Annotated in this window: 18 protein-coding genes; 6 read left to right on the top strand and 12 right to left on the bottom strand. The window is 69.3% G+C overall.

What is annotated here, in order from left to right:
- Positions 1-12 precede the first annotated feature (12 nt).
- Positions 13-243, top strand: a complete 231-nt coding sequence (locus P9K36_RS13155; protein WP_043350926.1) for a hypothetical protein — start codon at positions 13-15, stop codon at positions 241-243.
- A gap of 568 nt (positions 244-811) precedes the next feature.
- Here P9K36_RS13155 and P9K36_RS13150 read toward each other — a convergent pair.
- Together P9K36_RS13150 and P9K36_RS13145 are read right to left on the bottom strand one after the other, a co-directional pair.
- Positions 812-1,957, bottom strand: a complete 1,146-nt coding sequence (locus P9K36_RS13150; protein ID WP_043761155.1) for an AI-2E family transporter — start codon at positions 1,955-1,957, stop codon at positions 812-814.
- Between the two features lie 507 nt (positions 1,958-2,464).
- Positions 2,465-2,932 (bottom strand): molybdenum cofactor biosynthesis protein MoaE, encoded by a 468-nt coding sequence (locus tag P9K36_RS13145; protein ID WP_043757480.1) that lies wholly within the window; start codon positions 2,930-2,932, stop codon positions 2,465-2,467.
- A 159-nt stretch (positions 2,933-3,091) separates the two neighbouring features.
- Here P9K36_RS13145 and P9K36_RS13140 point away from each other — a divergent pair, with 159 nt between their 5' ends.
- Positions 3,092-4,111: a gamma carbonic anhydrase family protein gene (locus tag P9K36_RS13140; RefSeq protein WP_043761153.1), complete on the top strand. Its 1,020-nt coding sequence runs from the start codon at positions 3,092-3,094 to the stop codon at positions 4,109-4,111.
- Between the two features lie 11 nt (positions 4,112-4,122).
- Here the strand turns inward: P9K36_RS13140 and P9K36_RS13135 are convergent, their stop codons facing one another.
- The 10 genes from P9K36_RS13135 to P9K36_RS13090 all read right to left on the bottom strand — a co-directional run bounded on the left by P9K36_RS13135 (position 4,123) and on the right by P9K36_RS13090 (position 13,420).
- Entirely contained in the window at positions 4,123-4,851 is a 729-nt protein-coding gene (locus P9K36_RS13135) for an amino acid ABC transporter ATP-binding protein (protein ID WP_043385028.1), read from the bottom strand.
- A 152-nt stretch (positions 4,852-5,003) separates the two neighbouring features.
- Complete coding sequence (locus tag P9K36_RS13130; RefSeq protein ID WP_043384934.1) at positions 5,004-5,696, bottom strand: ABC transporter permease subunit; 693 nt, start codon at positions 5,694-5,696, stop codon at positions 5,004-5,006.
- 56 nt (positions 5,697-5,752) lie between these two features.
- Entirely contained in the window at positions 5,753-6,475 is a 723-nt protein-coding gene (locus P9K36_RS13125) for an amino acid ABC transporter permease (RefSeq protein WP_043348617.1), read from the bottom strand.
- Between the two features lie 89 nt (positions 6,476-6,564).
- Positions 6,565-7,488: an amino acid ABC transporter substrate-binding protein gene (locus P9K36_RS13120; RefSeq protein WP_043384931.1), complete on the bottom strand. Its 924-nt coding sequence runs from the start codon at positions 7,486-7,488 to the stop codon at positions 6,565-6,567.
- Positions 7,489-7,879: 391 nt separating this feature from the next.
- Entirely contained in the window at positions 7,880-9,001 is a 1,122-nt protein-coding gene (locus tag P9K36_RS13115; protein ID WP_043348612.1) for a branched-chain amino acid ABC transporter substrate-binding protein, read from the bottom strand.
- Between the two features lie 49 nt (positions 9,002-9,050).
- Positions 9,051-9,419, bottom strand: a complete 369-nt coding sequence (locus P9K36_RS13110) for a DUF6867 family protein (protein WP_043348619.1) — start codon at positions 9,417-9,419, stop codon at positions 9,051-9,053.
- A gap of 5 nt (positions 9,420-9,424) precedes the next feature.
- Positions 9,425-10,222, bottom strand: coding sequence for an ABC transporter ATP-binding protein (locus P9K36_RS13105; RefSeq protein ID WP_043348611.1), 798 nt, complete (start codon positions 10,220-10,222; stop codon positions 9,425-9,427).
- Complete coding sequence (locus P9K36_RS13100; RefSeq protein WP_043757476.1) at positions 10,219-11,109, bottom strand: ABC transporter ATP-binding protein; 891 nt, start codon at positions 11,107-11,109, stop codon at positions 10,219-10,221. The genes P9K36_RS13105 and P9K36_RS13100 overlap by 4 nt, the downstream gene beginning before the upstream one ends.
- On the bottom strand, positions 11,109-12,503 hold the full coding sequence (gene livM / locus P9K36_RS13095) for a high-affinity branched-chain amino acid ABC transporter permease LivM (RefSeq protein ID WP_043384925.1): 1,395 nt from the start codon (positions 12,501-12,503) through the stop codon (positions 11,109-11,111). The genes P9K36_RS13100 and livM overlap by 1 nt, the downstream gene beginning before the upstream one ends.
- Positions 12,503-13,420, bottom strand: coding sequence for a branched-chain amino acid ABC transporter permease (locus P9K36_RS13090; RefSeq protein WP_020094234.1), 918 nt, complete (start codon positions 13,418-13,420; stop codon positions 12,503-12,505). The genes livM and P9K36_RS13090 overlap by 1 nt, the downstream gene beginning before the upstream one ends.
- 244 nt (positions 13,421-13,664) lie before the next feature.
- On the opposite strand from P9K36_RS13090, the gene P9K36_RS13085 reads away from it, so the two are divergent.
- From P9K36_RS13085 to P9K36_RS13070, 4 genes are all read left to right on the top strand, one after another.
- Complete coding sequence (locus P9K36_RS13085) at positions 13,665-14,945, top strand: dicarboxylate/amino acid:cation symporter (RefSeq protein ID WP_043356732.1); 1,281 nt, start codon at positions 13,665-13,667, stop codon at positions 14,943-14,945.
- 255 nt (positions 14,946-15,200) lie between these two features.
- Complete coding sequence (locus P9K36_RS13080; RefSeq protein ID WP_043384922.1) at positions 15,201-16,109, top strand: amino acid ABC transporter substrate-binding protein; 909 nt, start codon at positions 15,201-15,203, stop codon at positions 16,107-16,109.
- A gap of 100 nt (positions 16,110-16,209) precedes the next feature.
- A complete protein-coding gene (locus P9K36_RS13075) occupies positions 16,210-16,884 on the top strand; it encodes a DUF1007 family protein (protein WP_043757471.1) in 675 nt (224 codons plus the stop codon).
- Entirely contained in the window at positions 16,875-17,867 is a 993-nt protein-coding gene (locus P9K36_RS13070) for a nickel transporter (RefSeq protein ID WP_043384916.1), read from the top strand. The genes P9K36_RS13075 and P9K36_RS13070 overlap by 10 nt, the downstream gene beginning before the upstream one ends.
- Positions 17,868-17,892: the final 25 nt, after the last annotated feature.

Genomic DNA, 17,892 nt, shown 5'->3' with positions numbered 1-17,892 from the left:
GTGGAGCGTCTTTTGGCACGCTACTTCATCAGCACGACCAACCACGTCACGGTCATGGACGAGGAGGGCGTCGAGCTCCCGAGCCACGGCGCGCTCCGCGAGCTCTTGCGCAGAGTCCTGACGGAACTCCTGCGCGACGAAGGCGACCTGACCGGGGTCAATGAGTATTCCGCTCACGCCTATGACGAGGCGGGCAGACTGGTCATGGTCGCGCGGGCCAGCTTCTCCGTCACGGACCAATAGGCCGGCTCCCTCAAGGACCCGGAGGTCGCGCTCCGCTTCGGCACGGAAGCGGACTCGGCTTCGTCCTCACTTGCCCCTGCCGCGCGCGGCGTCGATGAACCGGCGACGCTCTTCCTCGGGGCGCGCTTATCGGCGCCGCACCTGACGGGTTTCGGCTCGGCGGGTTCGGCTTGGCGGATTCGTCTTGGCGGGTTTCGGCTCGGCGCATGTGTCGGCCGGCATCGTCGCGGCCCTCGGATCACCCGCGGTGTCGGCCTTCGCGCCGCCGACAGTCGGACATCGCCGGAGGACACCGCGGCGGCCGGAGCCTGATCGGCGCTCTCCTTCGGGACGCCGGGCAGGCCGTCGATGCCGCCCTTGGAGAGCGGCGCGCCGTCGCCCCCGACCTCGCGCGGGCGGCAAGCCCTCGAACCGCGCCGTCCTTCGGTCAGGCCGGGCATGCGCGGTGCGGCGGCCCCTCCCGGGGAAGGCTGGAGGATCGGGCCGGCTCCCCGACGCGGAAGCTCGGCCGGCAGGCCCTCTGCGGCGGCGATCCGATCGCCGGCCGCCCTGGAGCAAGTCCCTCCGCTCAATTGCTCGGCTGCTCGTGGAGCGTATCCTCCACGTAGAGCTGCTCCAGCAGGACCTTGATGACCGCCATCAAGGGCAGGGCGAGGGCGATGCCCCACAGCCCGAAGATCACGCCGAGGATCAGCTGGCCGGCGAAGATCGTGGCCGGGGGGATGTCCAGCGCCCGCTTCTGGATGAACGGCGTCAGGCCGTAGCTCTCCAGGCACTGGACCGCCAGATACACGCCGATCGCGCCGATCACCGCCTTCGTGCCCGAGGCGAGCGCGGCGAGGATGATGACGAGGCCCGCGACCAGCGGCCCGACCGTCGGCACGAAGGCGAGCACGCCCGCCTGGAGCCCCAGGATCAGCGCACCGCCGATCCCCAGGAAGGCGAGGCCGGCCCAGGTGCACAGGAAGATCACCGCCATGATGATCAGCTGGCCGAACAGCCAGTGGCGCAGGGTCTCGCCGGCCCCGTCGAGGACCTGGCTGGCGCGCCAGCGCTTCGCCGGAGGCACGAACCGGACGACCCCGTCCCGGTAGGCCTTCGGGTCGGCCGCGAAGGCGAGGCCCAGAAAGGCGATCACGAGGACGTTGCCGAGAGCGTCGAACAGGCCCAGGACCACCGCCGCGGCCGGTCCGAGGACGCTGCCGGCATCCGACACGAAGGAGCCGCTGCCCTTCATCAGGCCGGAGGCGAGGCCGGCGAGGCCGCCCTCCTTCTGGCCCGAATCCGTCGAGCCGTCCTTGCCGCTGCCCTGCGGGGCGAGGCTCGGCACGTCGATGCCGCGCTCCGAGAGCCAGCCCGACACCGTGGCCGCCTGATCCTTGATCGTGGTGCCGAGTTCGCGGCCCTGCTGGACGATGGTGGCGCCGCCGTAGCTCGCGAAGCCGACCACCGCGATCGCCACCACGAGGCTGACGACGGACAATCGCAGGGCCCGCGGCAGGGGCAGGATGCGGCCGAGCCCGCGGGTCAGGCCGTCGAGGAACACGCCGAGGAGCACGCCGGCGAAGATCAGCAGGAGCGTGCCGGCGGACATCCAGGCCAGCGCCAGTGCCGCCACGAAGCACACCACGGCGATCCCGGAGGCTGCGAGCGGCGCCGTTCCGCGCCAGGGCCCGACCGGGCCGTCCAAGTCCTGTAGCTTGCTGTCCGACATCATCACTCCTGCACCGCGGGTTCACGAACGCCCTGGGCCCTCAGGGGTCAAGGGCGAGACCGCGGGTTCTCAGGGTGAAGCGAGCCCGAAACCATGGTCCGGGTTCGCCGGCGACGTCCCCGGCTTGTTCGACCCTCCAACTGCGACGGATGCCCCGATCGGCCTTCCCGTCAGTCCGGGCACCGAAGGCGGGACCGGGATGGCAGGGGGGACACGCAGGCGTCCGCCCGATGGCGGCGGGCGTTCGGGACGGCGATGACCTGAACCGCCGGCTCTCTCCGGCCTTTGCGGGCGGCTGCGGGGCGGGGATGCCCGTCCGCCGGTTGTCCGCGCGCGCCGCCGGACCGCAGGCTTCGGCCCATCGGGCGCCCCCGCAGGAGCACTTGCGGCGCCAGCCGGATCCGCGCCCTCGGCCCGGGCCGGACATCGATACCGGCGATCAATCCAGCCGCCTCGTCCTCTTCGGGACGCGGATCGTGTCGCGCGGCGCGGCCCGGGACTCGACCCTCAGCGCCAGCGCCCGGCCGCGGCGTCATCCTGAGCCGTCGCCTCGACCCAACCGCCGGTGGTGCCGTCGGCGAGGTGCTCGCGCTTCCAGAACGGGGCGCGGGTCTTGAGGTAATCCATCAGAAAATCCGCGGCCGCGAAGGCCGCGACCCGGTGGCTCGCGGCGGTCACCACCAGCACGATGCCGTCGCCCGGGCGCACCAGCCCATGGCGGTGGATCACCCGCAGGGCCTGGAGCGGCCAGCGGGCCATCGCCTCGTCGGCGACCCGCCGGATCTCGGCCTCGGCCATGCCGGGGTAGTGCTCCAGCTCCAGGGCGGTCAGCCGCCCGCCCTCGTCGCGGCACAGCCCGGTGAAGGTGACGACGGCGCCCGCCCGGCCGCCCAGCGCCGCGCTCACGCTGGCGATCTCGGCCGCGGTGTCGAAGGGCTCGGCCTGGATGGCGATGCTTGGAACGGGGGCGCTCATGGCCCGATCCATAGGAGTCCGCGGCTTTGCGGGCCAGTCCCGTCCCTGTCACACCCGGCCCCGCCTCTATATGAGACGGTCCGTCGCGCCCTGCCGGCCCGGCGCGCGGTCCTCGGATGAGCCCGCGTGCTCCGGACGGCGCTGGAGAAGGATACCCGCGTGACCCCCGACCTGATCCTGCCCTACGACGGCGTGCAGCCGGATTTCGTCAGCCGCCCGGTCTGGTGCGGTCGCGGCAGCACGGTGATCGGCGCCGCGCGGATCGGCGCGCAGGCCTGGATCGGCGACGAGGCGGTGATTCGCGCCGACGGCCAGACCGTCATCCTCGGCGACCGCTTCTGGCTCGGCCACCGCTCGACGGTGCACATCGCCACCCGGACGCACGGCACCCGGGTCGGCGACCGCGTCACGGTCGGGCGCAACAGCGTCGTGCACGCCTGCACGCTCGGCTCCGACGTGGTCGTCGAGGACGACGTGGTGATCCTCGACGGCGCCGAGGTCGGCGACGGTGCGGTGATCGAGGCGGGCTCGACCGTATTCCCTCGGGCGACGCTGCCCGGCGGCTACGCCTATGCCGGTAGTCCCGCCCGTCCGAGCCGAGCGATCGGAGCCGATGAGATCGCCGAGCGCGCCGAGCGGCTGCGTGAGCGCATGGGCGACGGATCCGCTCTCCCGCCCGGGGAAGTATCGGAGGTCGACGACAGCGTGTTCGTGGCGCGCAACGCCCGTCTGCGCGGGCGGGTGAGCCTCGGAGCCGGGGCGAGCGTGCTGTTCTGCTGCGACCTCAACGCCGAGGTCGGCCCGATCGTCGTCGGCGCCGATACCAATATTCAGGACAACACGGTCATCCGCACCCGGGCGGACGGCGTGGTGATCGGGCGGGACACCACCATCGCCCACAACGTCCGGATCTCGGATTGCCGGATCGGGGCACGTTCGTTGATCGGCATCGGCGCGACGATTGCGTCAGGAACCCTGATCGCCGACGACGTCATGCTGGCGGCGGGCGCCACCACGGATCCCGGTCAGATCCTGGAGGCCGGTTATCTGTGGGGCGGCCGCCCGGCCAGGATCCTGGGGGCCCTCGACGCCGAGAAACGCGCCATGATGATCCGCATCGTCGAGGGCTATTGCCAGCACGGGCGGGAATATCGGGCCGCGCAGGAGGCGTCGGAGTAGAGCGCTCCAACTCAGTGTTGCAGGATCTTCGACAGGAAGGTCTGGGCCCGCTCTGAGCGGGGGCTGCCGAAGAACTCCTCCTTCTTGGCGTCCTCGACGATCTCGCCGCGATCCATGAAGATCACCCGGTCGGCGACCTTGCGGGCGAAGCCCATCTCGTGGGTCACGACCATCATGGTCATGCCTTCCTTGGCAAGTTCGACCATCACGTCGAGCACCTCGCCGACCATCTCGGGATCCAGCGCCGAAGTCGGCTCGTCGAACAGCATCACCACCGGGTTCATGGCGAGCGCCCGCGCGATGGCGACGCGCTGCTGCTGGCCGCCTGAGAGCTGGCCGGGGAACTTGTTCGCGTGGGCGCCGAGGCCGACCCGGGCGAGAAGGTCGAGCCCGCGCTTCTTGGCATCCTCGGCGCTGCGGCCGAGCACCTTGCGCTGGGCGATGGTGAGGTTGTCGGTGATCGACAGGTGCGGGAACAGCTCGAAATGCTGAAACACCATGCCGACCCGCGAGCGGAGCTTGGGCAGATTGGTCGCCTTGTCGGCGACCTTGGTGCCGGCCACCGTAATCTGGCCCTTCTGGAAGGGCTCCAGGGCGTTGACGCATTTGATCAGGGTCGACTTGCCCGAGCCCGAAGGACCGCAGACGACCACCACCTCGCCCTTGGCGACTTTGGTGGTGCAGTTCGTCAGCACCTGGAAGTCGCCGTACCATTTGCTGATGTTGTCGATGGCGATCATCGTCTCGCCGGGCGCCACGGCGGACGCGCCGGCGATGAGGCCGCCCGACTGCAGGCCGGCATCCTTGGGCGCGTGGCTGGCATCGGCGACGGGTTCGGCGGCGGTGGGAGCCGGCATCGGGGACGAGGTCATGGCACGGTCTCCAGTGTCGGTCAGCGGATGATGGCCACGCGGCGCTGCAGGCGGCGCACCAGGAACGAGGCCGAGAAGCAGATCACGAAATAAACCACCGCCGCGAAGATATACATCTCGACGAGGCGTCCGTCGCGCTGGGCGACCTTCGAGGCGGCGCCCATGAAGTCGGTGAGCGACAGCACGTAGACCAGCGACGTGTCCTGGAAGAGGATGATGGTCTGGGTCAGCAGCAGCGGCAGCATGTTGCGGAAGGCCTGGGGCAGGATCACGTTGCCCATGGTCTGCCAGTAATTCATCCCGAGGGCCTGGGCGGCCGCCGTTTGGCCCTTCGGGATCGACTGGATGCCGGCCCGCATGATCTCCGAGAAGTAGGCCGCCTCGAAGGCCATGAAGGTGATCAGGGCGGACGGGAAGGCGCCCACCTGGATCGGCGTCGAGGCCCCCGTCACGTAGGCGCCGATATACGGCACCAGGAAGTAGAACCAGAAGATCACCAGCACCAGCGGGAGCGAGCGGCACAGCTCGACATAACCTTTGGCGAGGTGCCACAGGCCGGGAATGCCCGACAGGCGCGCCATTGCCAGGAGCGTTCCGATGATCACGCCGCCCACGGCGGCCATGGCGGTGAGCGTCACGGTGAAGACCATGCCCTGACCGAACAGGTAGGGCAGGGACGAGACGATGACGGAAAAGTCGAAATTCGAGAGCATCGGGGCCTGTTACCGGTGGCCGTCGGGCGGGGTGGCGGAACGGAAGCGGGCGGCCCTCAGCGCTGGCCGGGGATGGCGACCGCCTTCTCCAGGAAGGTCGCCGCCGTGACCACCACGAGGTTGATGATCACGTAGAGGATCGTCGCCGCCGTGAACGCCTCGAACACCTGGAACGAGAATTCCTGCATCGAGCGGGCCCGGGCGGTCAGCTCCAGCAGACCGATGGTCAGCGCCACCGACGTGTTCTTGAGATTGTTGAGGAATTCCGAGGTCATCGGCGGCAGGATGATCCGGTAGGCGTTGGGCAGCAGCACGTAGCGGTAGGTCTGATAGGTCGTGAAGCCCATGGCGGTGCCGGCCATGCGCTGGCCCCGCGGCAGCGCCTGGATGCCGGCGCGGACCTGCTCGGCGACGCGCGAAGCGGTGAAGAAGCCGAGGCACACCACCGCCGTGTAGAACGGCGCGTCGGGCAATTGCTTGATCGCATCGCCGATCCGGGTCGGGACCACTTCGGGCAGCACGAAGTACCAGAGGAACATCTGCACCAGCAGCGGCACGTTGCGGAACAATTCCACGTAGGCGGTACCGACGGTGTTCGCGGTCTTCGACGGCAGGGTCCGCAGCACGCCGATCAGGGAGCCCAGGAAGAAGGCGATCACCCAGGAGCAGAGCGCGGTCGTGATCGTCCACATGAGCCCCGAGAGCAGCATGTCGAGATACGTGCCGGTGCCCTCCGGCGAGGCGTCGAAGAAGATCCGCCAGTTCCAGTTGTAGTTCATCGCGCCGCTTCTACTGTGAACTTACAGAGACGCACCGCGGGCGGGAGCCCGCGGTGCGCATCATGGCATGAAAGCGAACCGAACGGATCTCAGTAGGCCGCCGGGTCGGGGCTCGAGATCGGGGTCGTGAACTGCTTCTTCATCTCCGCGCTCATCGGCAGGTTGAGGTTGATGTTGCGCGGCGGGATCGGCTTCGTGAACCACTTGTCGTAGAGCGCCTTGCCCTCGGGGCTCGTGTAGAGCTTGGCGGTGGCGTCGTCCGCGACCTTCTTGAACTCCGTGTCGTCCTTGCGGAGCATGATGCCGTAGGGCTCAGGCTTCGACAGGGCCTCGGTGGAGATCTCGTAGGCGGACGGGTCCTTCGAGGAGGCGGCGAGCGAGGCGAGCAGCACGTCGTCCATCACGAAGGCGGCGGCGCGGCCGGTCTCGACCATCAGGAACGCCTCGGCGTGGTCCTTGGCCGGCAGGATCGTCAGGCCGAGCTTGCGCTCCGTGTTGGCCTCGTTGATCTGCTTGATGTTCGTGGTGCCCGAGGTCGACACGACGGTCTTGCCCTTCAGGTCCTCGATCGTGTGCAGGTTGGCCGACTTCTTCGAGACGTAGCGGGTCGCGGTCAGGAAGTGCGAGTTGGTGAACCACACCTGCTTCTCGCGCTCGGCGTTGTTGGTCGTCGAGCCGCACTCGAGATCGATCGTGCCGTTCGCCATCAGCGGGATGCGGGTGGCGGAGGTCACCGGGTTGAGCTTCACCTCAAGGTTCGGGAGGTTGAGCTTGGCCTTCACGGCGTCGGCGATCTTGTAGCAGATGTCCATCGCGTAGCCGACCGGCTTCTGGTCGCCGCCGAGATAGGAGAACGGGACGGAGGCATCGCGATAGCCGATGACGATGGCGTTGGCGTCCTTCACCTTCTTGAGGGTGCCGGTCAGCTCCTCCGCCCGCAGGCTCATCGGAGCAAGGGCGAGGGTCAGGCCCAGCGCCGCGGCAAGGCCGCGGCGAGCGATATCAGACTGCATCGGTACGGAACTCCTGGATCGGGCCGAATCGTGTCGGCCGGCGGCGGGGTACGCGGGCCCGCCCGCTCGGGCGACGCCTTTGCAATGATGGTGCCGGGAGAAGGGCTGTCGTGCCGCGCAGGCCTGCGGCTGAGTACGGACACGTCGCGGCCAAGCTGCTGCGCACGTCTGCAGACGCGGTCCCTGCCGTCCCCATGGCCTCCTCCCAAGCGCTGAGCCGGCCTCACGCTCGCGCCGGCGGCATCATGCACACTTCTTAGGCGTACGCACGCGGTGCGGAGGACGGATCCGCCCGGAAAGCTGACGAATCCACGGTATAGAAAACGACGACGCCGCCCCCCGCGGTATCGGAAGACGGCGTCGGACTGGAAACCCGGTTCGTGGCCGCGGCTTACTTCGTCAGCTCATTGCCGCTGTAGTCGATCTTGCCGTCCGGCCCCTTCTTCCATTCGTACATGACGTAGTCGGGCCGGGTGATGTCGCCCTTCTTGTCGTAGGCGATCGGCCCGACCACCGTGTCCACCGGCTTGCCCTGGTGCAGCCAGTCGGCCAGCTTCTTGCCGTCGCTGGAGCCGGTCTCGGCCATCGCCTTGGCCAGGACCTGCACGGCCGCGTACGAGTAGAGCGTGTAGCCCTCCGGATCGATGTTCTTGGCCTTGAACGCGGCCAGCGCCGCCTTGGCGTTCGGGTTCTTGCGGGCGTCCGGCGGGAAGGTGGTCAGCGTGCCCTCGGCCGCGGGACCGGCGATCGCCACGAGCTCGCGATCGACCATGCCGTCGCCGCCCATCATCGGCGCCTTCAGGCCCTGATCGCGCATCTGGCGCAGGATCAGGCCGGCCTCGGTGTAGTAGCCGCCGAAATAGACCACGTCGACATTGGCCGACTTCAGCTTGGAGACGAGCGCAGAGTAGTCCTTCTCACCCGGGTTGATGCCCTCGTACATGACCTCCTTGCCGCCCTTGGCCTTGAGCGCCTTCAGGGTCTCGTCGGCCAGCCCCTTGCCGTAGGGCGTCTTGTCGTGGACGAAGGCGATCTTCTTGCCCTTGAACTTCTCGGCCAGGTAATTGCCCGCCACCGCGCCCTGCTGGTCGTCGCGGCCGCAGGTGCGGAACGTGTTCCACATGCCGCGCTCGGTGAACTTCACGTTCGTGGAGGCCGGCGTGACCTGGATGATGCCGGCGTCGAGGTAGACGTCGGAGGCCGGGATCGACACGCCGGAATTGTAGTCGCCGACGACCATCTTCACGCCTTCACTGGCGAACTTGTTGGCCACCGAGACGCCCTGCTTCGGGTCGGAGGCGTCGTCGCCCACCGTGACGGTGAGCGTCGTGCCCTTGAGGGTACCGGCCTTGTTCAGGTCCTCGACCGCCTGGCTCGCGCCGTTCTTGAGCTGCGCGCCGATGGCGGCGCTGTTGCCGGTGATCGGCGCGGCGACGCCGAGCTTGACCTCGGCGGCCTGGGCGGCCGCCACCATCGCGCCGAGGGCGAGCCCGGCCAGCAGAATCGATCTCATCGCGTACTACCCCTAAGTGTCAGGACCGCACGTGCGGATCCGGCCGCACTCATCGGACCTCGTCCGCTTCGGGCGCCCGTGCGCGCCATGTCAGCGGTGAGGTCTTCTCGTAGAGCCAGCGGTACTGGCTCGTCATCTGGCGCGTCCGCGTGTAGCGGAAGCCCGCCGCGCCGATGATCATGACGACGACCGCGTCGACCGCATAGTAGTGCAGCGAGAGCAGCGTGCCCGAAAACAGGGCGTAGTGGATGAAGCGCACGGCAGCCGCCACCAGAAGCAGCGCCAGTGCGCAGTGCCAGAACGGCCGCCAACCCCGGGCGATGCCGCGGGCCGCCATCCAGCCGGCCCAGCCGCCCATCACCACGGTGACGAGCAGGAACAGCCAGGCCGACGGCTCCTCGTAGAGGATTCCCTGCAGCGCGCTCATGCCCCGACCGGGCCGGCATGGCCCCCTTCCAGATAGGCGGCCTTGACGTTCGGGTCGTCGAGCAGCGCGCGGCCGGTGCCGCTCATGGTGACCCGACCGTTGACCAGCACGTAGCCGCGATGGGCGAGCTTGAGGGCGTGGTAGGCATTCTGCTCGACGAGGAAGATCGTCATGCCCTCGGTCCGGTTGAGTTCCCGGATCGCGTCGAAGATGCCCTTCACCACCAGCGGCGCGAGGCCCAGCGACGGCTCGTCGAGGAGCAGCAGGCGCGGGCGGCTCATCAGCGCCCGGGCGATGGCCAGCATCTGCTGCTCGCCTCCCGACATGGTGCCGGCACGCTGGTTCAGGCGCTCCTTGACCCGCGGGAACAGGGTGCAGACCTTCTCCAGATCCTCGGCGAAGAAGCGCCCGTCATGGAGGGCGGCGCCCATCTGGAGATTCTCGTAGACCGTCATGCGCGGGAAGACCCGGCGGCCCTCCGGCGACTGGGCGATGCCGAGCCGGGCGATGGCGTGCGTCGGCATCCGGGTGATGTCGCGCCCGTCATAGGTGATCGTCCCCGAGCGCGCCTGGGGGCTGCCGAAGATCGTCATCATCAGGGTCGACTTGCCGGCGCCGTTGGCGCCGATCAGCGTGACGATCTCGCCCTCGGCGACGTCGAGATCGACGCCGCGCAGGGCGGCGACGCTGCCGTAATAGGTCGAGACGTCGCGCACCGCGAGGAGCGGCGGCTTGCGGCCCGCCTGGATCGCCCGCGTCTCCTCGACCAGGACGTTGATGCCGGCGACGCTCATGCCGAGGCTCCCGTATGGGTCTCGTCCGCGTGCGGCACGGTGATCCCGACCTCGGCCTCCACGGCCTCCACCTCTTCGTCCTCCACACCCAGATAGGCGGCGATCACCTTCGGGTCGGCCCGCACCTCGGCGGGAGAGCCATCGGCGATCTTCACGCCGTAATCCAGCACGACCACGTGGTCGGAGATCTCCATCACCACCGACATGTCGTGCTCGATCAGCAGCACCGAGGTGTCGTGCTCGTCCCGGATGTGGCGCAGGAGGCCGTTCAGCTCGGCCGATTCCCGGGGGTTGAGGCCGGCGGCCGGCTCGTCGAGGCAGAGCAGGACCGGGTCCGTACACATCGCCCGGGCGATCTCCAGGCGCCGCTGCGCGCCATAAGGCAGGGCGCCCGCCGGATCGTCGGCCCGCGCCATCAGGTCGATGCGCGTCAGCCACGCCTTGGCGCGCTCGATCGCGGCCTCCTGCGCGTCCCGGTAGGTCTTGAGGCCGAGCAAGCCCAGGATCGTGTAGCCCGAGGCGCGCATCAGGGGGGCGTGCTGGGCGACCAGAAGGTTTTCCAACACCGTCATGCCCTGGAACAGGCGGATGTTCTGAAAGGTGCGGGCCACCCGGGCGGTGCGGTTGACCTTGTGGTTGGGCAGCCGCTCCAGCAGGTGCGCGGTGCCGTCGGCATGCGCCAGCGTCAGCATGCCCTCGGTGGGCTTGTAGAAGCCGGTGATGCAGTTGAACACCGTGGTCTTGCCGGCTCCGTTCGGGCCGATCAAGGCGGTGATGTCGCCGCGCCGCGCCGCGAAGGACAGGTCGGAGACGGCGGTCAGCCCGCCGAACCGCATGGTCAGGTGCTCGACCGTGAGCACCGGGGGGGCGAGGGGTGAGGCCGCCATCAGCCGTGCCCCTCGCTCACATGGGCGCCCGAGACCGCGCGGCGCTCGCCGAGCGACACCGACGGCATGCGCTCCGAGATCAGGCCGCGCGGGCGCCAGACCATCATGGCCACCATGGCCAGCCCGAACAGGAGCAGGCGGTACTCGCTGGGATCGAACCCCTCGCCGAACACGGCCTTCAGGAAGCCGAGGTTGCGCAGCATCTCCGGCCCGCCGACCATCGCCACCGCGGCGATCGCGACGCCGACCTGACTGCCCATGCCGCCCAGCACCACGATCGCCAGGATGATGGCGCTCTCGAGGAAGTTGAAGCTCTCCGGGCTGATGAAGCCCTGGCGCACGGCGAAGAACGAGCCGGCGACGCCCCCGAAGGCCGCCCCCAGCGCGAAGGCCGTGAGCTTCGTGGCGGTGGTGTCGATGCCGAGGGAGCGGCAGGCGATCTCGTCCTCGCGCAGCGCCTCCCAGGCCCTCCCGATCGGCAGGCGGCGCAGGCGCAGGGTGACGAAGTTCGTGATCAGCGCGAGGCCGAGGATCAGGTAGTACAGGAAGACCAGCCGGTGCATCGAATCGTACGGGATGCCGAAGGTCGCCGCGAACCCGTCGTCGCCCGCCGTGAACGGGATCCCGAAGAAGGTCGCCCGCGGGATCGACGAGATGCCCGCCCCGCCCCCGGTCACGTCGGTCCAGTTGATCAGGACGAGGCGGATGATCTCGCCGAAGGCCAGGGTGACGATGGCCAGATAGTCGCCGCGCAGGCGCAGCACGGGAAAGCCGAGGATCATCCCCCACAGGCCGGCGAACAGGCCCGCCAGCGGCAGGCAGACCCAGAACGACAGGCCGAAGGTGGTCGAGAGCAGGGCGTAGGAATAGGCACCGACCGCGTAGAAGGCGACGTAGCCGAGATCGAGGAGACCGGCGAGGCCGACCACGATGTTCAAACCCCAGCCGAGCATCACGTAGGTGAGGATCAGGATGCCGAGGTCGATCCAGTAGCGCGCCGAGGACAGGCCGCCGGTGGCCGCCGCCGCGATCATCGGCAGCGTCAGGGCGATGCCGATGAACAGATAGAGCCCGACCTTCGAGGTCTTCTGGCCCGCATCCGGCTCGCCGTGGACCGCCTCGGTGGCCTGGGACGGGGAGGGGGTCAGCGCCCGCCGGGCGTCACGGCGCAGCAGCACGAGGCGCTGGACGAGCCGCGCCACGAAGATCGCCGCGCAGAGCGCCGCCACCAGTCCCCAGCGCGGGACGAGCACCAGCTCGGTCCCGGGCCCGGGATCGGTGCGGTAGGCGATGATCGGCACGCAGAGGCCGAAGGTGACGAGGGCGTACAGGGCGGCGTCGCGCAGGATGCCGGCCATCGCGGAGTCGGGAAGCGCAGCCTGAGAACGGGCCATCAGACTTTCTCGACCTCGGGCCGGCCCAGGATGCCCGAGGGCATGAAGATCAGGACGATCGCCAGGATCGAGAAGGCGGCGACGTCCTTGTACTCGATGGAGAAGTAGGCGGACCAGAAGGTCTCGATCAGGCCGATGATCAGGCCGCCGAGAACCGCGCCGGGCAGGGAGCCGATGCCGCCGAGCACCGCCGCCGTGAAGGCTTTCACGCCGGGCACGAACCCGTCCGAGAACGACACGACGCCGTAATACATGAGGTAGAGGACGCCGGCGACGGCCGCCAGCGCGGCGCCGAGCACGAAGGTCAGGGAGATCGTGCGGTCGACGTCGATGCCCAGCAACGCCGCCATCTTGCGGTCCTGCTCACAGGCGCGCTGCGCCCGGCCGAAGGGGGTGCGCTGGACGAGATACCAGAAGCCCGTGAGCAGCACGGCGGTGACCGCCATGATCAGAACCTGCTTCCAGGCCAGGAACACCGCGTAGCCGTCCCGCTCGAACAGGGTGATGCCCCCCGACAGCATCGGCGGCGTCGGCTTGTTGCGCGCGCCCTGCACCACCTGGACGAAGTTCGACAGGAAGATCGAGACGCCGATCGCCGAGATCAGCGGCGCCAGCCGGAACGAGCCGCGCAACGGCCGGTAGGCGACGCGCTCGATCGCCCAGCCCCACAGGGCGGTGAGCACCATGGCGACCACCAGCACCACCAGGAAGGCCAGGGCGATGGAGCTGACCCCGAGCCACACGGTCAACAGCAGGAAGGTGATCAGCGCGATGAAGCAGGAGACCATGAAGACGTCGCCGTGAGCGAAGTTCACCATGCCGATGATGCCGAACACCATCGTGTAGCCGATGGCGATCAGGCCATAGATCGAGCCGAGCGTCAGCCCGTTGATCAACTGCTGTACGAAGACGTCCATGAACTCTCGCGCGCGCAGGTTTCTCGTGCCGCCTACGGGAACCGCAGGTGGCGCGGCGGGGCAAGTCTCGTACCGCAGCCGTAGCACACCGGCCACAGGTTTCATCGCCGCCCGAGCGTCGCGCGAAAACAGTCGACCACGCCAGTAACGCGCCCCGGCCGGGCTTGCGTGCGGCGCAGTTCCTGCGACACGTTAACGAATTGAAATGCTCGATCATCCCGGGCTCAGGCGAGGAGCAGTACCGATGGCAGGGTCGAGACTCACGACGATGATCTTCGTCGGCATGCTCCTCGGAATCGCCGTCGGCTACGCCTGCAGCATCACTTGGCCCGATCCGCAGACCGCCAAGGAGATCGCCGGCTACATCGCGCTGGTCTCCGACGTGTTCCTGCGGCTGATCAAGATGATCATCGCGCCGCTGGTCTTCTCCACGCTCGTGGTCGGCATCGCGCATCTCGGGGACACCGCTGCGGTCGGCCGGGTAGGCGGCAAGGCGCTGCTCTGGTTCGTGGGCGCCTCGTTCTGCTCGCTGATGCTCGGCCTGATCATGGTCAACCTGATGCAGCCCGGCCAGAACCTGAACCTGCCGCTGCCCGATGCCGGCGCCGGGACGGGGCTCAAGGCGGCCTCGCTGTCGCTCAAGGAATTCGTGACGCACCTCGTGCCGAAGAGCGCCGTCGAGGCGATGGCCAACAACGAGATCCTGCAGATCGTGGTCTTCTCGATCTTCTTCGGCGTCGGCCTGGCATCCCTCGGCGAGAAGGGGCGCCTCCTCGCGCAGGGCATCGAGGGCCTGGCCGACGTGATGCTCAAGGTCACGGGCTACGTGATGATGTTCGCCCCCGTGGCGGTGTTCGCCGCCATCGCGGCGACGATCACCACGCAGGGCATCGGCGTGCTCGTGACCTACGGCAAGTTCCTCGTGGAGTTCTACATCGGGCTCGCCGTGCTCTGGGCGCTGCTCATGGGCGTCGGCTTCCTGATGCTCGGGGGCGGCGGCATCATGCGGCTGTTCAACCTGATCAAGGAGCCCTTCGTGCTCGCCTTCTCGACCGCGTCGAGCGAGGCGGCCTACCCGAAGATGCTGACGAACCTCGAGAAGTTCGGGGTGCCGAACCGCATCACGTCGTTCGTGCTGCCCATGGGCTACTCGTTCAACCTCGACGGCTCGATGATGTACTGTACCTTCGCGGTGATGTTCATCGCGCAGGCCTACAACATCCCGTTGAGCTGGGGTCAGCAGCTCACGATGCTGCTGCTGCTGATGGTGACGTCGAAGGGCATGGCCGGCGTGCCGCGCGCCTCGCTGGTGGTCATCTCGGCGACGCTGGCGCACTTCAACATCCCGGAGGCCGGGCTGCTGCTGATCATCGGCATCGACCAGTTCCTGGACATGGGGCGCTCGGCCACCAACGTGCTGGGCAACAGCGTCGCCACCGTGGCGGTCGCCAAGTGGGAGGGGCAGCTCACCACCACCGACCAGCGCCTCGACCATGTCGGCACCGTGGCCTCGCCGGCAGAGTAGGGGCCGGTTTCGCGGGATCTGCGCCCGCCGGGATGTCGGGTGCAAGGCGGCTGTCGAACCCATCCTCCTCATCCTGAGGTGACCGCGTCTGCGGGCCTCGGAGGAGGACGCCAGGGATCGCGGCGCTGACCGGAAGGCTGCTTCGAGGCTTCCGCTGCGCTTCGGCACCTCTGGATGGGGGATGGATGGGAGGGGCCGGGCGCTGGCACTCTCCCGTGCGGTGTGGCTTGTGCGGTGCGCCTGGGAGGCTCTGTGATGACGATGCGGCTCATCGCGGTTCTGGCGCTGGCGCTGGCGGGCGTGTCGCCAGCAGCCGCCGTCGAGGTGCTCACCGGCACGCTCAGGAGCGTCGCCGAGCGCGGGGAGATCGTGCTCGGCTACCGGGAGAGTTCGGTGCCGTTCTCCTTCGTGGAAGGCAAGCGGCCGGACGGCAGCCCCCGGGCGATCGGCTACGCCATCGACCTCTGCGGCGAGATCGCCGACGACGTCCAGGCGGCGATCGGCCGGCCGGTGAGGATCCGCTACGAGCCCGTCACCGCCGAGACGCGCATCCCGGCGCTGACCTCCGGCAAGATCGACCTCGAATGCGGCTCGACCACCGCCAATGCCGAGCGCCGCAGGCAGGTCGCCTTCTCGCCGGTGGATTACATCAGCGCCACGCAGCTGCTGGTGAAGCGGGGCTCGGGCGTCGCCTCCTACCGGGATCTCGGCGGCAAGACCGTGGTGGTGACGGCCGGCACAACCAACGAGAAGGCCGTGCGCGACCTCCTCGCCCGGCTGAAGATCGACGCGCAGGTGGTCACGGCGCCCGACCATGCCGCGTCCTACGCCATGGTGAAGGCCGGAAAGGCCGACGCCTTCGCCACCGACGACGTGCTGCTCTACGGGCTGATCGCCACGGACGCGCGGGACGGGGCGAACTACACGGTGCTCCCCGACAAGCTCTCCTACGAGCCCTACGGCATCATGTTCCGCAAGGACGACCCGGAGTTCGCCGGCATCGTGCAGCAGACCTTCACGCGCCTCGCCGAAAGCCGGGCGCTGCGCTGGACCTACGAGCGCTGGTTCCTCAAGCGCCTGCCCAACGGCGAGCGCCTCGACATCCCGATGTCGAACGACCTGCGGGTGAGCTTCCAATTGATGGGGCTCGACGGGGGCGAGTGAGCGGCGCACGCGACGGGGCGGCGCCTCGCTTTCGCCCAACCGGCACGCGAGGAAGATCCGGCCTGACCGTGTTCCTCCCGCCGCGAGCGTGCCTCCTTCCATGCTGATCGCCGCGCACTGCCCGAAACCGCTCGCCCTGGTGGTGGCCGCCGCCCTCGCCTGCGCCGCCTCGGGCGCTTCCGCCCATCCCCACGTCTGGGTCACCGCCAAGGCGCAGCTCGTCTACGAGGGCGGAAAGCTCGTGGGCGTCCGCGACACGTGGAGCTTCGACCCCGAATACACGGCCTTCGTGACCCAGGGCCTCGACACCAACAAGGACGGCAAGCTCAGCCCGGAGGAGCTTGCCGGGCTCGCGGCCGAGAACACCGCCAACCTCGCCGAGTTCGGCTACTTCACGAAGCTGAAGGTCGGCGGCAAGGAGCAGGCCTTCAGCGATCCGAAGGAGCCGGCAGCCCATATGGAGGACAAGGCGTTGGTCATGACCTTCCTGCTGCCCCTGAAGACGCCGGTCCAGCAGGGGCGGGGCGTGGCTGCGCTGGAGGTCTACGACCCGACCTATTTCGTCGCCTTCTCGTTCGCCGAGGGGACCGACGCCGCGACCCTCGCGGGAGCGCCGCAGGGCTGCGCCGCCACGGTGACCCGCCCGAAGACCGAGCAGCCGAAGACGGCCGATGCCGGATCCCCGGGGATGACCGAGGCCTTCTTCGAGGCGCTCACCGCCGCCTCGACCTACGGGGTGCAGTTCGCCAGCCGGGTTCTCGTGGCATGTCCGTAGGGATCGGGATCGTCGCCCCCGCCGGGGCGGGACGGCTGGGGCTGAGGCTCGGCCTCATGGCCCTGGCCATCGGGCTGGCCGCGCTCCTGGCGGCCGGGATCGCGTGGCTCGTCGCGCCCGGCCTCTCCGCGCCGCCGCCGCGCTCGCCCTTCGGGATCGGCTTCCGGGAGGCTGCCCCGTCCGCCACGGGGATCGGCGGGGTGATCCTGGCGCTGCAGGCGAGCTTTTCCCGCAGCCTGAACGCGGCGGTCGGCGCGCTGCGGGGCGGCGGCAGCTGGGGCCCGCTGGTCGGCCTCGCCTTCGCGTACGGGGTGTTCCATGCCGCCGGTCCCGGCCACGGCAAGGCGGTGATCGCCGGCTACATCCTGGCGGGGGAGCGGGCGCTCCGGCGCGGCGCCGCGCTGAGCCTCTGCGCCGCGCTGCTCCAGGCCTGCATGGCCGGGGCGATCGTCGGCCTCGGCACCCTGGTCCTCAACGCCACGGCGGCGAGCATCACCCGGGCCGGCACCCTGATCGAGACCGTGAGCTTCGCCCTCGTCGCCCTGATCGGGCTGGTGCTGACGTGGCGCAAGGCCGGACGCCTCGCGACCCTCGGTGCGGGCTGCGGTCCGGGCTGCAACCACCTGCCCGGGCCGCAGGCCCTCGACACCCTCGACACGTGGCGCGAGCGGGCCGGGGTGGTGCTGGCGGCGGGCACGCGCCCCTGCGCCGGCGCGGTTCTGGTCCTGGTCTTCGCGGTGTCGCAGGGCGTGCCCGGGGCGGGCGTGCTGGCGGTTCTGGCGATGGCCCTCGGCACCGCCCTGACCACGACGGCGCTGGCCTGCCTCGCGGTCTTCGCCAAGCGCGCGGCCCTGCGCCTCGCCGGCGGCCGGGGACAGGCGGGCCTCCTGGCGCTCGGCGGCCTCGAACTCGTCGCCGCCGCCTTCGTGCTGGTTCTGGGAGCCGCCATGCTCTCCGGCCTCGCGCCCGGGCTCGGCGGCTGAAGGGCCTCGCCATCCGGGGCGCGGC

Source organism: Methylobacterium sp. 391_Methyba4, from assembly GCF_029691625.1.
GTDB lineage: Bacteria > Pseudomonadota > Alphaproteobacteria > Rhizobiales > Beijerinckiaceae > Methylobacterium > Methylobacterium fujisawaense.
This window is presented reverse-complemented; position numbering and strand designations above follow the sequence as displayed.

What these genes read in the sequence shown, in the direction of transcription:
- P9K36_RS13150 (WP_043761155.1), bottom strand. Translation starts at nt 1,957, where the DNA reads ATGTCGGACAGCAAGCTACAGGACTTGGACGGCCCGGTCGGGCCCTGG.
- P9K36_RS13145 (WP_043757480.1), bottom strand. Translation starts at nt 2,932, where the DNA reads ATGAGCGCCCCCGTTCCAAGCATCGCCATCCAGGCCGAGCCCTTCGAC.
- P9K36_RS13135 (WP_043385028.1), bottom strand. Translation starts at nt 4,851, where the DNA reads ATGATCGCCATCGACAACATCAGCAAATGGTACGGCGACTTCCAGGTG.
- P9K36_RS13130 (WP_043384934.1), bottom strand. Translation starts at nt 5,696, where the DNA reads ATGCTCTCGAATTTCGACTTTTCCGTCATCGTCTCGTCCCTGCCCTAC.
- P9K36_RS13125 (WP_043348617.1), bottom strand. Translation starts at nt 6,475, where the DNA reads ATGAACTACAACTGGAACTGGCGGATCTTCTTCGACGCCTCGCCGGAG.
- P9K36_RS13120 (WP_043384931.1), bottom strand. Translation starts at nt 7,488, where the DNA reads ATGCAGTCTGATATCGCTCGCCGCGGCCTTGCCGCGGCGCTGGGCCTG.
- P9K36_RS13115 (WP_043348612.1), bottom strand. Translation starts at nt 9,001, where the DNA reads ATGAGATCGATTCTGCTGGCCGGGCTCGCCCTCGGCGCGATGGTGGCG.
- P9K36_RS13105 (WP_043348611.1), bottom strand. Translation starts at nt 10,222, where the DNA reads ATGAGCGTCGCCGGCATCAACGTCCTGGTCGAGGAGACGCGGGCGATC.
- P9K36_RS13100 (WP_043757476.1), bottom strand. Translation starts at nt 11,109, where the DNA reads ATGGCGGCCTCACCCCTCGCCCCCCCGGTGCTCACGGTCGAGCACCTG.
- livM (WP_043384925.1), bottom strand. Translation starts at nt 12,503, where the DNA reads ATGGCCCGTTCTCAGGCTGCGCTTCCCGACTCCGCGATGGCCGGCATC.
- P9K36_RS13090 (WP_020094234.1), bottom strand. Translation starts at nt 13,420, where the DNA reads ATGGACGTCTTCGTACAGCAGTTGATCAACGGGCTGACGCTCGGCTCG.
- P9K36_RS13085 (WP_043356732.1), top strand. Translation starts at nt 13,665, where the DNA reads ATGGCAGGGTCGAGACTCACGACGATGATCTTCGTCGGCATGCTCCTC.
- P9K36_RS13080 (WP_043384922.1), top strand. Translation starts at nt 15,201, where the DNA reads ATGACGATGCGGCTCATCGCGGTTCTGGCGCTGGCGCTGGCGGGCGTG.
- P9K36_RS13075 (WP_043757471.1), top strand. Translation starts at nt 16,210, where the DNA reads ATGCTGATCGCCGCGCACTGCCCGAAACCGCTCGCCCTGGTGGTGGCC.
- P9K36_RS13070 (WP_043384916.1), top strand. Translation starts at nt 16,875, where the DNA reads ATGTCCGTAGGGATCGGGATCGTCGCCCCCGCCGGGGCGGGACGGCTG.